Source organism: Paenalcaligenes hermetiae, from assembly GCF_039543645.1.
GTDB classification, from domain to species: domain Bacteria; phylum Pseudomonadota; class Gammaproteobacteria; order Burkholderiales; family Burkholderiaceae_B; genus Paenalcaligenes; species Paenalcaligenes hermetiae.
This window is the reverse complement of record NZ_BAABKD010000002.1, coordinates 108930-123568: the sequence shown is the minus strand read 5'-3', so window position 1 is coordinate 123568 and position 14639 is coordinate 108930. Positions and strand designations below refer to the sequence as shown.

The 14639-nt window shown below is 46.6% G+C and carries 13 protein-coding genes and 1 tRNA gene; 11 read left to right on the top strand and 3 right to left on the bottom strand.

Features of this window, described 5'->3' with window-relative positions; genetic code table 11:
- Positions 1-26 precede the first annotated feature (26 nt).
- The 3 genes from ABD980_RS02210 to ABD980_RS02200 are packed head-to-tail and all read left to right on the top strand — an operon-like array spanning position 27 to position 1965.
- Entirely contained in the window at positions 27-734 is a 708-nt protein-coding gene (locus ABD980_RS02210; protein ID WP_345369290.1) for an FUSC family protein, read from the top strand.
- Positions 691-1200, top strand: coding sequence for an FUSC family protein (locus ABD980_RS02205; RefSeq protein WP_345369289.1), 510 nt, complete (start codon positions 691-693; stop codon positions 1198-1200). Before ABD980_RS02210 ends, ABD980_RS02205 begins: the two co-directional genes overlap by 44 nt.
- A 42-nt stretch (positions 1201-1242) precedes the next feature.
- A complete protein-coding gene (locus ABD980_RS02200; protein WP_345369287.1) occupies positions 1243-1965 on the top strand; it encodes an endonuclease in 723 nt (240 codons plus the stop codon).
- Positions 1966-2385: 420 nt separating this feature from the next.
- On the opposite strand, the gene ABD980_RS02195 is transcribed toward ABD980_RS02200, so the two are convergent.
- Positions 2386-3615 carry an MFS transporter gene (locus tag ABD980_RS02195; protein WP_345369286.1) on the bottom strand — a complete coding sequence of 410 codons (1230 nt, stop codon included), beginning with the start codon at positions 3613-3615 and terminating at the stop codon, positions 2386-2388.
- 120 nt (positions 3616-3735) lie between these two features.
- Between ABD980_RS02195 and ABD980_RS02190 the strand changes: the two genes are divergently transcribed.
- Complete coding sequence (locus ABD980_RS02190; RefSeq protein WP_260650491.1) at positions 3736-4080, top strand: DMT family protein; 345 nt, start codon at positions 3736-3738, stop codon at positions 4078-4080.
- Between the two features lie 121 nt (positions 4081-4201).
- A complete protein-coding gene (locus ABD980_RS02185) occupies positions 4202-5026 on the top strand; it encodes a class I SAM-dependent methyltransferase (RefSeq protein ID WP_345369284.1) in 825 nt (274 codons plus the stop codon).
- 8 nt (positions 5027-5034) lie between these two features.
- On the opposite strand, the gene rlmF is transcribed toward ABD980_RS02185, so the two are convergent.
- The gene (gene rlmF, locus ABD980_RS02180; protein WP_345369282.1) at positions 5035-5907 is read right to left on the bottom strand and encodes a 23S rRNA (adenine(1618)-N(6))-methyltransferase RlmF; all 873 of its coding nucleotides are present in this window, start codon (positions 5905-5907) and stop codon (positions 5035-5037) included.
- A 79-nt stretch (positions 5908-5986) separates the two neighbouring features.
- On the opposite strand from rlmF, the gene ABD980_RS02175 reads away from it, so the two are divergent.
- The 5 genes from ABD980_RS02175 (at position 5987) to ABD980_RS02155 (ending at position 13730) form a co-directional block, all read left to right on the top strand.
- Positions 5987-6922: a LysR family transcriptional regulator gene (locus ABD980_RS02175; RefSeq protein ID WP_345369280.1), complete on the top strand. Its 936-nt coding sequence runs from the start codon at positions 5987-5989 to the stop codon at positions 6920-6922.
- Positions 6923-7091: 169 nt separating this feature from the next.
- A complete protein-coding gene (locus tag ABD980_RS02170; protein ID WP_345369278.1) occupies positions 7092-10754 on the top strand; it encodes a hydantoinase B/oxoprolinase family protein in 3663 nt (1220 codons plus the stop codon).
- A 95-nt stretch (positions 10755-10849) separates the two neighbouring features.
- Entirely contained in the window at positions 10850-11818 is a 969-nt protein-coding gene (locus ABD980_RS02165; RefSeq protein ID WP_345369276.1) for a TRAP transporter substrate-binding protein, read from the top strand.
- Positions 11819-11877: 59 nt separating this feature from the next.
- The gene (locus tag ABD980_RS02160) at positions 11878-12429 is read left to right on the top strand and encodes a TRAP transporter small permease (RefSeq protein WP_300646948.1); all 552 of its coding nucleotides are present in this window, start codon (positions 11878-11880) and stop codon (positions 12427-12429) included.
- Positions 12429-13730 carry a TRAP transporter large permease gene (locus ABD980_RS02155; RefSeq protein ID WP_300646949.1) on the top strand — a complete coding sequence of 434 codons (1302 nt, stop codon included), beginning with the start codon at positions 12429-12431 and terminating at the stop codon, positions 13728-13730. Before ABD980_RS02160 ends, ABD980_RS02155 begins: the two co-directional genes overlap by 1 nt.
- A 78-nt stretch (positions 13731-13808) precedes the next feature.
- On the opposite strand, the gene sodC is transcribed toward ABD980_RS02155, so the two are convergent.
- Positions 13809-14339 carry a superoxide dismutase [Cu-Zn] SodC gene (sodC, locus tag ABD980_RS02150; RefSeq protein ID WP_345369273.1) on the bottom strand — a complete coding sequence of 177 codons (531 nt, stop codon included), beginning with the start codon at positions 14337-14339 and terminating at the stop codon, positions 13809-13811.
- 202 nt (positions 14340-14541) lie between these two features.
- Between sodC and ABD980_RS02145 the strand changes: the two genes are divergently transcribed.
- Positions 14542-14620, top strand: a tRNA-Ile gene (locus ABD980_RS02145).
- The last annotated feature ends 19 nt before the right edge of the window (positions 14621-14639 follow it).

Genomic DNA, 14639 nt, shown 5'->3' with positions numbered 1-14639 from the left:
AATAGATGACAAGGAATAAATGAGAGATGACAGCTCAAACTGGTGCTTTTATACAACTGAATCGAGCCGGGATAAAAAAGGCTATGCTGTTGGCGTTATCGGCGTGGTTGGCTTTTATCCTTGCCGTGATCTTAAAGGTCGATAACCCATACTGGGCGGCGATGCCGGTATGGGTTATTGCACAATCCACTCGTGGCGTATTGGTAGAGCGTGCCATTTATCGAGTGATTGGCACGTTGATTGGGGCTGGCGCAGGGTTATTGATTTTGATGCTAGTCCAGCCTTTGTGGCAATTGGTCTTGATGGCGATGGTGATTTTTTTAAGCGCAGGGGCTTTGCATATTTTGCAAGGGGTGCGTAGTTATATCGCTTTGCTATCAGGGATCACGGTATCGGTAGTTGTGCTGCCCGCTTTATTAGCCCCTGACCAGGCTTTTGATTTAGCGTGGGCGCGCATCCAATGTACATTGATTGGGGTGCTGGTCGGAACCATTATTACCGGCTGGGGCACACCACAAAGTCCGCGCCAGCGTTTTTATAAGCAGGTGCGTCAGCTGGCCGCAGATTCGGCACAGGCTACAGTGATTTTATTGACTGAGCAGGATCAGCACAAAATTGATCAGATGTTGCGTCGCGTTAATATCGATATATCACAGCTAGAAGCCCAAGCGGCGAATACGGCGGCGGGATTTGCAGGTTTCGCCAGAAACGGTAGAGCAGTTGCGTTTATTTAGTCAACAGTTTGCCCGTGGGGAGCCTATCGCCGCTTTGCGCCGTCAAAATCCAGAAATCACTCCTAACAAAGTCAGCTTGGCGGCATTGATTCTTGGTGCGGCCTTAGTATGTGGAAGCTTTTATTTGCTGCCTCGTCAAACGCAAAGATGGGGGCGTCGATTGGTAGCACAAATGATACAAAGCTTGCGTACCATGATTCAGCAACGTCCCCCACAACAGGTTGCGCAATGGCGTGCGCGTATGGCAAGACATATACTACGCTTGTTGCAGTGGATGGGTACGGACACCCCAAAAGGATTATTAAGTTTAGTTAATTTTGGATATAGCATTATTGCTTGGCACCGATTGATGGCAGCACAGCAGCTTCATGATCCTGTATTGGTGGATGTTTTGCATGATATGGCCGATGCTTTGCAGGATGCCACGCCCGTATTACGATTTTTACATGCGGAGCCCACTCCGTAGTTAACTAGGCAAGGCACGAGCAACACGAGTACACTAGGCGCTATGAAACGCTTAGTATCTCTTTTGTTTTTATTATGTGTGGCTGTGCCTGGTAGCGCCACAGAGCTTGTCAGCCGAAAAAATGAGGTAGGGCATCGAAATTTTAGCCGTGCTAAAACGATGCTGCCATTAGTGCACCAGGGGATGAATCAAACCTTTTATTGTGGTTGCTCGTACCAAGATAAAGTGGTGGATTTGAACTCTTGTGGCTATCGCATTCGCAAAGATCCTAGACGCGCGGGAAGAGTGGAATGGGAGCATGTGGTACCTGCTTGGGCTATTGGCCACCAGCGGCAGTGTTGGCAACAGGGGGGGCGCTCGCATTGTGCTAAAAATGATCCGGTGTATGCCAAAGCCGAAGGCGATTTGCATAACCTGGTTCCGGCGATTGGTGAGGTAAACAATGATCGCGGTAATTTTCGGTTTAGTGTGTGGAGCCGGACACCGCGTATGTATGGGCAATGTCGTATGCTTGTGGATTTCAAAGGGCGTCGGGTTCAGCCTCCAGAAGCGGTACGTGGTCGTATTGCACGTATTACCTTTTACATGGTCAATGAGTACAACTTGAATTTAAGCGCACAGGAGCGTCGTTTGTATTGCGTGTGGGCTAAGGCGTATCCAGTTGATCGTTGGGAGCAGATTCGGAATCAGCGTATTGCTGCTATCCAAGGTAATGTGAACCCATTTATAGCGCAGCCCGCTTTAATCAATCGAGTTTGTCGCTAAATTCTCTTCATATGACAGAGAGATGAACGAGAAGCAATAAATAGTGGATATCTTTTTTGTCAAGGGCCATTTTTTTGGATGGTTACAAATCGACACGCATAAAAAAGCGTCAGAGTCAAGAAGGCTCTGACGCTTTACTTACGCTTGTTTTTTCATTTTATAAATTAGATTTTTCTTTTAAGTGCTTGTTTTTAATAGTTAAATTTTGATTTTCTTACAGTCGAAGAAAGAGGTGTATCGATTTTTTATCGTGCTGTATTCCTGAGTGTACGAGGGGCTGGTGTGGAGTTTAAGTGTAAATCGACTTTTAAAGTTATCCCCAAAACCTGTGGATAACCCTGTTGATAAGATGTGAGTATGTGGCGCAAGACCGCATCATTCACGCACTCGAGGTTCATTGTATAGTAATTAACACTTTTGTCATGTGAGTGCGGGCAGGCGCAGTTTTTTGAAGGCCAAAACCCCTAGAGTAGAACTAAAAATAAATAAACCGAAGCAAAAACAGACCAAGGCCACTGGCATTGAAAAAAGGTCTGCTAAAAAGCCCAGTGCAAGAATAGGCACGATGGCGCCTAGATAAGCGATGATCAGATAGCTAGAAGTGGTGGCAGCACGATGCTCAGGAAGCGCAATGTGATTTACGATACCCATGCCTGAAATCAAACATAAGCCATGGCCCATAGCAGTGAGGATTAAACTACTAGCAAAAAGGAGCACGGAAGCGTGTTGTAGATTGGCGATCAGCAGGAGATTGCTGGTGCTAAAAGCAAAAAGACCAATAAGTAGACTACGTTTTAGTGGCCATTGGCGTACCCAAAGCTGAAAACCCGAGGACATAAAAAGAATAATGCCAATAGAAAGACCGCTGACAGCAGGCCCATGCCACGGCACCATACTATCCATAAAACTTGGTGCGAGTGAAGCAAACAAGCTAAACATAGAAAATGCAGCAAAGGCAGCAAAGGCCCCAACGAAAAAAGGAGTGCGTGCTTGAGCGCTAGGGATATGCAAAGATGGACGCCACCAACTGGCTTTTTTGGGTGGGTTTTGGGGTTGATGTGGGGCCGCAGGCAATAAAAACATGGCATAAATTGCAATAAGCCCCATTATCATTGAGGGAAAGTAGCTAGAGCGTAGTGGGTAATGAGCCCATTGGGCGATTAGGCCACCCATAACAGGGCCCACCCCAAAGCCAAATGCGATCAATAGGCTTGTAGTGGCGGCCGCTCGTTGTAAGTCTCGAGAACGGCTTAGTTTGGTGAGACCAATAGAGGCTGAGGTCACAATTAAGCTAGAGGCCAAGCCAATAAAAATCCGGCTTATTAAAAACGAAGTATAGCTCCAAGCAATAGCTGATAGAAAAATACCAGTAGTAATAAGAATGAGTCCGACTCTGAGCACAAAAACGAAGCCTTTTTGATCACTAAGCCGACCAAGAAATAAAAGGCTACTGAGTGCAGATGCCATATAGATAACATACAGGATCGTAATATCACCTGCAGTAAGCTGCCAAGCTGTCTGATAAATTGGGTATAGCGGACTGGCTAATGCCGTACCCATGACCCCAACTATCATGGCAAAACAGACCCAAAGATAGGCGTTATTTTGTATGTGGTGACGAAACGTAGATAAAGCAAACAGAGAACGCATAATATGTGATAGCTTAGGGCAAACAAACGTTAATCTTAGCATGTAAGCGTCCGAATGCTGAGGTTATAGTAGGAGAAAAAGGGCGCTGATACGGCAGAAAAAAAGAGGGTTTAGACTATGCTGTTACCTAAAGTTGTACCTATACTTTTATTAATTTGTTCTAATGTTTTTATGACGCTGGCTTGGTATGGGCATTTGAAATACCCGCATAGTACATTATCTAAAGTAATTATAATTAGTTGGCTTATTGCTTTATTTGAATATTGTTTGGCTGTGCCGGCGAATCGTATTGGCCATCAGGTGTATAGCGCAGCAGAGCTTAAAACCATCCAAGAAGTCATCACTCTAGTGGTGTTTGTTTTTTTCTCTATTTTATACTTAAAAGAAAGTTTTACTTTAAACCATGCTCTTGGTTTTTCTTTTATTTTTATAGGAGCTTTTTTTATATTTAAAGGGCCATTCTAAATTATTTAATGTGAAAAAAATCTTGTTTTGCATTTGGTTAAGGAAAGATTTTTGATAAGATGTCATAATTAATTAATAATTAAAAATAGATAAAAATCTTAATCCAAAGGAGAGCTATGGGATGCGTACTTCTGCTCACTCATTTTCCGCTGTATGTGAAACACTTTTTATTCCACTGTATGCGCGAGCGCGAGAGCAGCATCAGGTTCCGACATTACTAAAAGACCCACTCGCACAGGAACTAGTACAAAAAATTGATTATGATTTTGCCAAATTTGAACAGGCGCCAGCCAGTATGACAGGGGTGGTTTTGCGAGCCGCTTATTTTGATGCGATTGTGCGCCAGTTTGTAAAAAAACATACGAATGCTGTGGTGGTGCATTTAGGTTATGGTTTAGATACACGTTGTCAGCGTCTAGGGGCTGAGGTAGCAGATACACCTTTCTATCAGATTGATGTGCCCGAGGTAATAACATTTAGAAAGCAGTTATTAGCTCCTTTAGCTAATGAGACTTATATAGCCTCATGCATGTTTGAAACGACATGGATGGAGAAACTCCAAAAGAAGCATCCACGGGCGACGTTTGCCTTTGTTATGGAAGGGGTGCTGATGTATTTTTCACCAGAGCAAAATCAACAGCTATTTGCCCATTTAGCGCAACGGTTTGTTGGAGCCGAACTGCATTTTGATGTGATTAGTCGCTGGTTAAGTACAGGATCTAACTGGCACGATGCTGTACGGCTCACACCGGCGCAATTTCAATTTGGTATTGATGATGATCGCGCCATCGAAAAATGGCATACGGCGTTGCGCTATCAGGGTAGCTGTGATGTCATGAGCTTTGAGGGCTGGGAGCGTGCCGGTTGGTTATATTGGTTAGGGCAACAATATTTTCCTGTACTGCGCTCAGCGGCACGAGTGGTGGCGTATTTCGTGCAGCCTTGAGCGTTTTCTTAAAATTGCCACGCAATTAAGCGACTTTTTTTCTGCCCTTGTGCCATCTCAATGACATGGACGTGTTGGGCACAGACGCGTTGCAATTGCTTGCGTAGCACGGGTAGAATCGCCTCGCGCGACACTAAGCTGCTAAACCAAGTGATGTGTGTTTTATAAGCTTGGCTTTGTTCTATCATGCGAGAGATAAAAGCGACTTCGCCGCCATCGCACCATAGCTCATTACTTTGACCACCAAAATTACGTTGCGTATTTTTTTGACCTAATCCTTTCCACTTGCGCTGATTTTGTTGTTGTGCTTGTTCTGCTGAGTGAAAAAAGGGGGGGTTACATAGACTTAGGGCAAACTGGTCGGTTGGTTGTACTACATGTTCAAAAATTGCATGGGGATGAGGTTGATGTCGCAATCTAATTTCGGCGCTAAGCTGATTACGATCAATAATGGTTTGTGCGCAAGCCAGTGCTTTTTTATCAATGTCTGTACCGACAAAAGACCACCCGTATTCGGCCTGTCCGAGCAGAGGGTAAATACAGTTAGCCCCTACGCCTATATCTAAAACACGTACTGCTGAACCGGTGGGAATGGTGCCATGTGAATGCGCAAGTAAATCCGCCAAGGCATGAATATAATCTGCGCGGCCGGGGATAGGTGGACAAAGATAGTTTTCAGGAATATCCCAATACACCACCCCATAATCACTTTTCAATATAGCTAGATTAAGGAGCTTGACTGCACGTGGGTCCGCAAAGTCAATGGTGTAACGCCCGGAAGGATTGAGACGGGTAAAGGATTTGAGCTCAGGACAAACCGCATATAAGCGTTCAAAATCATAACGACCACGATGACGATTGCGAGGGTGAAATAACGACATAATAGAAAAACAATAAAAAGCGCAGTACAGAGTAGCACGAAGGATACAATAGTCTTCTCTTTACGCATAGGATAAAGCAGTGAATATTCGGTTTTTAGAAACCTTTGTTTGGGTAGCGCGCTTAGGTAGTTTTAGAGCTACCGCGAGTAAATTGCATATCACGCAAGCGGCGGTATCGGGGCGTATGGCGGCACTGGAAGCTGATTTAGGCTGTGTGCTGTTTGAACGCCACGGTCGTTTGTTACGGTTAAGTCCAGCAGGACAGCGGCTACTTCACCATGCTGAGCATATTTTACACGTCGAGCATGAATTACGAGCTGAGTTAGCCGCGCCAACTGTATTGCGAGGGCGCGTGCGATTAGGTGTCATGGAGTCCATTATCTATACGTGGTTCCCATTATTTTTACAACAGCTTCAAAAGGAACACCCTAATGTAGAGCTTGAGTTAACAGTGGAGTCAAGTCGACGCTTACATGATTTATTAAAGCGAGGCTTAATTGATGTAGCGTTACAAACCGATCCTGTGATTGAAAAGGGGATTCGTAATGCTCCTATAGGTAAATTTAAGATGGCGTGGATGATGGCAGCGGGTGTGGATCCTGCTCCTGCAACCTTGGCTGAACTATTAGAAAACTGGACTGTGGTGACTTTTCCTCGTCATTCTCAGCCTCACTTGTTTTTACTGGAGTTACTCGAGCAGCAAGGGCTTGAGCTAAGGCCACGTATTCATTTTGTGTCGTCTATAGCTGCGGGGTTGCAGCTATTACAAGCGGGTGACTGTGTAGGAGTGATGCCTTCTGCTGTTTTCCGTACGCAAATAAAACAAAAACAGTTGTATAACGCCGTGCATTATCCACCGCTGCCGGATATGCAGCTAGTGGCAAGTTGGCGGCCCGAGCCAGTTTTTGCCATCTTGTCTACGATAATAGAGTTAAGTCAGCATGCAATGGATAGTTATGCAGCTTTACACCAGGATGCTATCGCCAGTGGAAAACCTGCAGTTTTAGTTGGGTAATCGGGGTTTTCCCCATTCGTGCTTGTAGAAAAGACGGCTTTAGCTCAAGCCTAGACTTTATTTAGTATTGATAATATTTTCTTATCAATACGCATAAAAATAAATCGCTTGAGTTAGCGCAATTATCTTAGCAAACTAGTGACAAATTATGGTTTATTAGGGTCTTTTCATGCAGCACACGAACGACAACAAACAAGTAAAACTAAATAAATGGCAGTTTTGGGTAGATCGAGGTGGTACGTTTACGGATATTGTGGCTAAGCAGCCAGATGGTCAGTTGGTCACTCATAAACTGTTATCAGATAACCCAGAGCAATACCCAGATGCCGCATTAGCTGGAATTCGTCGTTTATTAGGTGTGGCGTTAGATGCGCCGATACCTACAGAAAGTATTGAAGCGGTAAAAATGGGCACGACAGTAGCGACGAATGCATTATTAGAGCGCAAAGGGGACCGCACCGTATTGTTCATCACGCAGGGTTTTAAAGATGCCTTGCAGATTGGTTACCAAGCGCGTCCTCAGTTATTTCATCGTCATATTGTCAAACCTGAGTTGCTATATCAACGCGTAGAAGAGGTAAAGGAGCGTGTGCTTGCCGATGGCACGGTAGAGCAAGCGCTGGACGAGGCACGCACCATTGAGCAATTGCAAGCTGCTTATGATGAAGGATTTCGCTCTATTGCTATTGTGCTGATGCATGCTTACCAGTTTGCTGAGCATGAGCTACGTATTGCGGAACTGGCTCGTAAAATGGGTTTTGAGCAAATCTCGGTCTCCCATCAGGTGAGTGCTTTGATGAAAATTGTGGGCCGAGGCGATACCACTGTGGTGGATGCTTACTTATCTCCCGTGTTACGTCGCTATGTTAATCGTGTGGCGAGTGAGCTTGATGATGTGCGTTTGATGTTTATGCAATCGAATGGCGGGCTAACAGCGGCGAATCATTTCCAAGGTAAAGATGCGATCTTATCTGGACCGGCAGGTGGGATTGTTGGCATGGCGCATATTGCTGCGGCTATTGGTGCAGATAAGTTAATTGGGTTTGATATGGGGGGAACATCCACCGATGTTTCTCACTACGATGGACATTTTGAGCGACTCTTTGAAACGGTGGTAGCGGGAGTGCGTTTGCGTGCTCCCATGATGAATATTCATACCGTTGCGGCTGGGGGTGGCTCAATTGTGCATTTTGATGGACAGCGTATGCGGGTCGGACCACATTCAGCAGGCGCTTATCCAGGGCCTGTGGCTTATCGTAATGGTGGACCGTTAACGGTGACTGACTGTAATGTCATGCTAGGAAAACTACAGCCCCAGTTTTTCCCTACTATTTTTGGCCCCAATGCAGATCAGCCGTTGGATAACGAGATGGTGCAGCAAAAATTTGCTGAACTGGCAGAGGACATTTATGCGAAAACGGGGGTGCGCTCGAGCCCAGAACAAGTGGCAGAGGGCTTTATCCAAATTGCGGTCGCGAATATGGCCAACGCAGTCAAAAAAATCTCCATTGAGCGTGGTTATGATGTAAGCCAATATACACTGGTTTCTTTTGGGGGGGCTGGTGGGCAGCATGCCTGTTTGGTGGCCGATGCACTTGGTATGTCACGTGTGCTGATCCATCCCTTTGCGGGGGTATTATCGGCCTATGGAATGGGCTTGGCGGATATTACAGCGATGCGTGAAAGCAGCATGGAAGTCCCCTTAGTGCAGAGTGCTTTGGCGGATTGTGCGCAACGTATTGATACGTTGGCACAACAGGTTAAAGAAGAGGTATTACGCCAAGGGGTACGAGAAAGCCATATTCAATTGATTCCGCGTGCTCATGTGCGTTACGAGGGCACCGATTCGGCGTTGATTGTGAATTTTGACACGCTAGAGTCTATGCAGACACAGTTTAATCAGGCGTATTTGCAGCGTTATAGCTTTTTAATGCGAGATAAGCCGCTGATTGTAGAGGCCGTGTCAGTAGAGGCGATTGGTAAAAGCGGCGAGGATTTAGTTCCTACAGCCCCAAATACAGAGCCTTTAGAGCCACCGGCCGCTTTGGCGCATGTGCGAGTATTCTCGCAAGATCAGGCGCATTCCACACCTGTATATAACCGTGATGAGCTAGAAACAGGGGTGCGCATTTTAGGTCCCGCCATTGTTTTTGATCAGAATGGTACCACCATTGTCGAGCCCGAATGGCAACTCGATTTGCTTTCAGCTGGGGAGATGTTGCTTAGCCGTGTGAAAGCCAAAGCTAAAAAAGTGGCTATAGGTACGGATGTGGACCCCGTGATGTTGGAGATTTTTAATAATTTGTTCATGTCCATCGCTGAGCAAATGGGAGCCACATTATCGAATACCGCTTTTTCCGTCAATATTAAAGAGCGTTTGGATTTTTCTTGTGCTTTGTTCGATGCTCAAGGCAATTTAATTGCGAATGCTCCTCATATGCCTGTGCATTTGGGTTCGATGGGAGAGAGCATTAAAGCGGTGATTCAGAAAAATGCGGGACAGATGCAACCCGGTGATACCTATGTGTTAAATGACCCCTACAATGGCGGTACCCATTTACCTGATATTACGGTTGTGACGCCAATTTTCGATGCGGCGGATGAGAACATACTGTTTTTTGTCGCTTCGCGTGGGCACCATGCAGATGTAGGGGGGGTTACGCCGGGGTCCATGCCTCCTGGCAGTCGTACCGTGATGGAAGAGGGTGTACTGATTGATAATTTTAAATTGGTAGAAAAAGGGGAAATGCGAGCGGAGGCTTTGCGAGAGCTGTTATCCAGTGGCCCCTATCCTGCTCGCAATATAGAGCAAAATTTGGCTGATTTACGCGCACAAATTGCAGCTAATGAAAAAGGGGTGCAAGAGTTGCAGCGCATGGTGCAGTCATTTGGTTTGGACGTGGTGCAAGCCTATATGCAGCACGTACAAGATAATGCGGAAGAGTCCGTGCGTCGCGTCATTGATGTGCTGCAAGATGGTGAGTTTTATTACGAGCTGGATAATGGCGCGCACATTCAAGTAGCGGTGCGGGTGAATAAAGCCGAGCGTAGTGCTGTGGTTGATTTTACCGGGACATCAGAGCAGCTAAGCAGCAATTTTAATGCGCCTAAGGCAGTTTGTATGGCGGCAGTGTTGTATGTGTTCCGGACTTTAGTCAATGATGAGATTCCGATGAACCAAGGGTGCCTAAAGCCGATCGAGGTCATTATTCCCGCTGGTAGTATGTTAAATCCTACCTACCCTGCAGCTACTGTGGCGGGCAACGTCGAAACCTCTCAGTGCATTACGGATGCATTATACGGGGCTTTAGGTGTAATGGCGGCATCCCAAGGCACGATGAATAACTTTACCTTTGGTGATGACGAATACCAATATTATGAAACCATTGCTGGCGGTTCAGGCGCGGGGGTAATTCTCAATACTGACGGCTCGCACGAGGTTTTTCCCGGAACAGACGTGGTGCAAACCCACATGACGAACTCACGCCTTACGGACCCGGAAATTTTAGAATGGCGCTATCCCGTTGTATTAGAAGAGTTCTCGATTCGAGTAGGGAGTGGGGGCGCTGGGCAGGCTGCAGGTGGGAACGGTGGCACACGGCGTATACGTTTTCTTAAGCCAATGACGGCCTCTATTCTTGCGAATCGTCGTCGGGTGCCCCCATTTGGTGCGGCGGGAGGTCAGCCAGGAGCACTAGGCGTAAACTATGTGGAGCGCACGGATGGCACAAGAGAGGATTTGAGTGCAACGGCCTCGGTGGCGATGCAAGCAGGTGATGTATTTGTGATTCACACCCCAGGGGGGGGAGGTTTTGGGAAAAAGCAGGAGTAAAAGCAGCTTCAGACCTAGTAGAGATCCCCATTTCTATTTCATTGGAATTTCAGAATAATAGCCTATCTTATTTTTTAGGCTCCCGAGGAGAAAATATGAAACTAAAACAACTCGTCTTTGTAGGTGCCGCGGTGGCCTTTTCGTTGTCCGCAGCTCAAGCGCAAACGTGGCGTATGGCAACGGCTTATCCTGAAGCCAACTTCCATACACAAAATATCAACCAGTTTGTAAAAGAGATCGAAGAGGGCACAGGTGGCAAGCTCACCATCAATGTACATCCAGGGGGGTCACTCATTAAACCTGCCGAAATTAAAAATGCTACGCGTTCACGGCAGATTGAAATGGGAGAATTTATCATTTCTGGTTTGGCAAATGAAAATCCGGTATTCGCTTTAGATTCTGTTCCTTTTATGGCCACCTCTTATGATGAGTCATTTAAGATGTATCAGGTCTCTAAGCCGTATCTGGATGAGCTATTTGCTAAACAAAACCTAAAGGTGTTGTATTCAGTGGCTTGGCCTCCTCAAGGGCTTTACACAGAGCGTCCTATAGAAAAAATCGAGGACCTGAAAGGCTTGCGTATGCGCGCTTATAGCCCACAAACGGAGCGCTTTGCTCAGCTAGCAGGGGCTGTGCCGACCCAAATCGAGGCTACCGATTTGGCCCAGGCTTTTACCACGGGTCGTGTTAATGCCATGATTACATCGGCATCAACCGGGGTGAACTCCAGTGCTTGGGACTTTTTAACGCATTACTATGATGTGGCCGCCTTTTTGCCTAAAAACGTGGTTGTAGTAAATAAGCGTAGCTTCGAGGCGTTGGATGAGGCCACGCAAAAAGTCATAATAGACGCTGCAGCAAAAGCGGAGCAGCGTGGTTGGGAAATGTCCAAAGAGGATCGTATTAAACAGGGGCAGGTCTTACGCGACCATGGCATCACTGTTAGCGAGGGTACAGAGGAGCTGCGTGCGGCTCTTCAAGCAATCGGCGCTAAGATGGCGACGGAGTGGAGCAAAGAAGCCGGTAAGCAGGGCGAAGATATTATTCAAGCTTACTCCAATTAATTCCAGTCATTTTGGGATATCGACGCAGCTTAGGCTGCGTCGTTCTTTAAGGAAATACAATGCGCAAAAGTCTCGACTGGTTGTATAAGTGTAGTGGGGCCGTCGCTGCATTATCTTTGCTAATGATCATGGTTGTGGTGTTTGGCCAGGTCATGCTAAATACGATCGATTTTGTAGCACTTTCTTTATTTGGCAAAAGTTATGGGTTTTTAATTCCTTCCTATGCGCTATTTTCTGGTTATGCGCTAGGTTTTGCTACTTTTTTATCTTTAGGCTTAGGCTTGCGTCGAGCCGTTCATATTCGAGTCACTCTTGTTGAAAACACCTTCTCCCTAAGGGGGCGTCGTTATAGCTTGACTCTAGTAGCCCTAATTGGTGTGTTGATGGGGGCATTATTTACATATAGTTTGGCAGAGCTTACATACCAATCTTGGGATTGGGGCGATACGGCATCCGGTTTAGTCCGCGTACCTTTATGGATACCTCAGCTGGTACTAACAATCGGAGCAGGTATTTTTACTATTGCTGCAGTAGATACTTTGATTGAAATGGTGCGTGATAAACAATCACCCGCTTTGCGTGCCACGGATCCTACTGAGGAGGGCATGTAATGTCTGATGTGTGGTTGTCTTTGATTTTAATTATTACGCTTATTGGTAGCTTAGCTTTAGGGGTATGGGTATCCGTTGCTTTGTTTGTGACAGGTGTGGTGGGGATACTTTTATTTTCCAGCGCGCCCTTAACTAATGTATTGGCAACAAATATTTGGAGCTCTTCGGCCGAATGGTCTTTAGCGGCTTTGCCTTTGTTTATCTGGATGGGGGAAATCCTGTTCCGCTCACGCATGTCCAAAGACTTATTTAGTGGTTTAGCACCATGGATGCGCTCGCTGCCCGGGGGGTTAGGACATGTAGGCATTTTGGCATCGGGGATTTTTGCTGCGGTTAGCGGCTCATCCGCCGCCACCTGTGCAACAGTAGCCAAAGTCACGGTGCCAGAACTGAAAGCACGGGGCTATGATGAAAAATTGGTTGTGGGCACAATTGCTGGTTCCGGTACGTTAGGTCTGTTGATCCCACCCTCGATTATTTTGATTGTTTATGGGGTAGCAGCAGAGTTATCAATTGCGCGTTTATTTGTGGCTGGGGTGTTGCCGGGGCTGATGATGATTGGCCTATTTATGGCGTATGTGGCGATTTGGTCATGGCGCAACCCCGATAAAGTACCAGCTAAAGACCCGCCGTTATCTTTTGTCCAGAAATTAAAGGCGACCTGTACGCTATTGCCGGTTACCTTATTGATCATCGGGATTATGGGCTCTATTTATTTAGGCTTAGCAAGCCCGACGGACTCAGCGGCGGTAGGGGTGGTAATTGCGTTGCTATTGAGCTGGGCCTTTGGTGACTTGAGCTGGAAAAGCTTCAAAGACAGCTTGATTGCCGCGATGTTATCTTCGTCGATGATTGCTTTTATTTTGGCGGGGTCGGCTTTTCTCACCATTGCGATGGGTTACTCGAATATCCCTATGAATTTAGCTCGCTGGATTGGAGAGCTGGGAATGAGTCCCTATGCCCTGCTGATTGTGCTGACATTATTTTTCATCATTTTAGGTAGCTTTTTAGACGGGATTTCCATAGTGGTATTGACTACCGCGATTTTACTGCCGGCCGTGCAAGCCGTAGGGATTGACCCGATTTGGTTTGGCTTATATTTGGTGCTGGTAGTAGAAATGGCACAAATCACCCCACCAGTGGGGCTAAACTTGTTCGTTTTGCAGGGGATGACGGGGCACGATATTGTGTATTTGTCTAAAGCCGCTTTGCCGTTTTTCCTTATGCTAGTGCTTGGCGTATTTTTGGTTATTCTTTTCCCTGAGATTATTTTGTTTTTGCCAAAACTAATGTACATGTAGTCACAAAACGGTCTCAAGGGGTAGGGGCGAGCCAGCCCCTTGAGGCTATTTACATAGATAGGCGGTCTGGTGATGCGATTATTGGATCACACCGCATGCCACTCTGGCTCCTCCCCCTCCTAAGGGTTTGGGGTGATCGGAGTGGTTATCTCCACCTTCGTGTACCATGAGCGAATGCCCGCGTAAATCATCGATGTTTTTTAGGCGTGGAGCGAGCACCGGCTGCGTGGCTTCACCATTTTCAGCCACATATAAAGGGGGAAGGTCGCCAAGATGGCCTTTGCCCCAAGGCTCGCCGTGCTGACCGGTGTTTTCAGGATCCCAGTGCCCTTTGGCTGCGCCGGCTGGTACCATTTTTCCATCTTGCTCTGATGGCTCGCAACTGGGGGCTTCGTGAATATGAAAGCCGTGTAGGCCGGGTTCTAAGCCTTGTAGCGCTGGGGTAAAGACCATGCCATAGTCGGATGGGTTGACAGCGACCTCACCAATTTGTTTTTGTACCCCTTTTTCATCCACTATATGCATAGGAATTAAGAGCGAATCGGCCCACGCGGTGGCGCTTAGTGTGATGGCAGCCAGTGCAGCCATACCCCAGATACGTTTTTGCATTATCGTTCTCCTGATGAAGATGAATGAAAGATACCAGTATGACGCACAACCTATATGGCAGTGCGTAATCAAGCATAACTCATTGTGACAGGGGCGAAGTAGAGAAAAAATCCTAATAGGATTGTTATGCGTTTAAGTACTAGGCAAACCGCCCTAGTTTATGTAATAATTATGATCTTTGATGCATCCTTAGATGAATCAGGCCCCTCTAGCTCATGCTTGGTTAGAGCAGCGGACTCATAATCCGTTGGTGCGCGGTTCGACTCCGCGGGGGGGCACCATTTTCTATTACGAACAGAG

Coding starts and splice junctions, on each gene's coding strand:
- ABD980_RS02165 (WP_345369276.1), top strand. CDS start 10,850: ATGAAACTAAAACAACTCGTCTTTGTAGGTGCCGCGGTGGCCTTTTCG.
- sodC (WP_345369273.1), bottom strand. CDS start 14,339: ATGCAAAAACGTATCTGGGGTATGGCTGCACTGGCTGCCATCACACTA.
- ABD980_RS02155 (WP_300646949.1), top strand. CDS start 12,429: ATGTCTGATGTGTGGTTGTCTTTGATTTTAATTATTACGCTTATTGGT.
- ABD980_RS02160 (WP_300646948.1), top strand. CDS start 11,878: ATGCGCAAAAGTCTCGACTGGTTGTATAAGTGTAGTGGGGCCGTCGCT.
- ABD980_RS02170 (WP_345369278.1), top strand. CDS start 7,092: ATGCAGCACACGAACGACAACAAACAAGTAAAACTAAATAAATGGCAG.
- ABD980_RS02210 (WP_345369290.1), top strand. CDS start 27: ATGACAGCTCAAACTGGTGCTTTTATACAACTGAATCGAGCCGGGATA.
- ABD980_RS02185 (WP_345369284.1), top strand. CDS start 4,202: ATGCGTACTTCTGCTCACTCATTTTCCGCTGTATGTGAAACACTTTTT.
- ABD980_RS02200 (WP_345369287.1), top strand. CDS start 1,243: ATGAAACGCTTAGTATCTCTTTTGTTTTTATTATGTGTGGCTGTGCCT.
- ABD980_RS02195 (WP_345369286.1), bottom strand. CDS start 3,615: ATGCGTTCTCTGTTTGCTTTATCTACGTTTCGTCACCACATACAAAAT.
- rlmF (WP_345369282.1), bottom strand. CDS start 5,907: ATGTCGTTATTTCACCCTCGCAATCGTCATCGTGGTCGTTATGATTTT.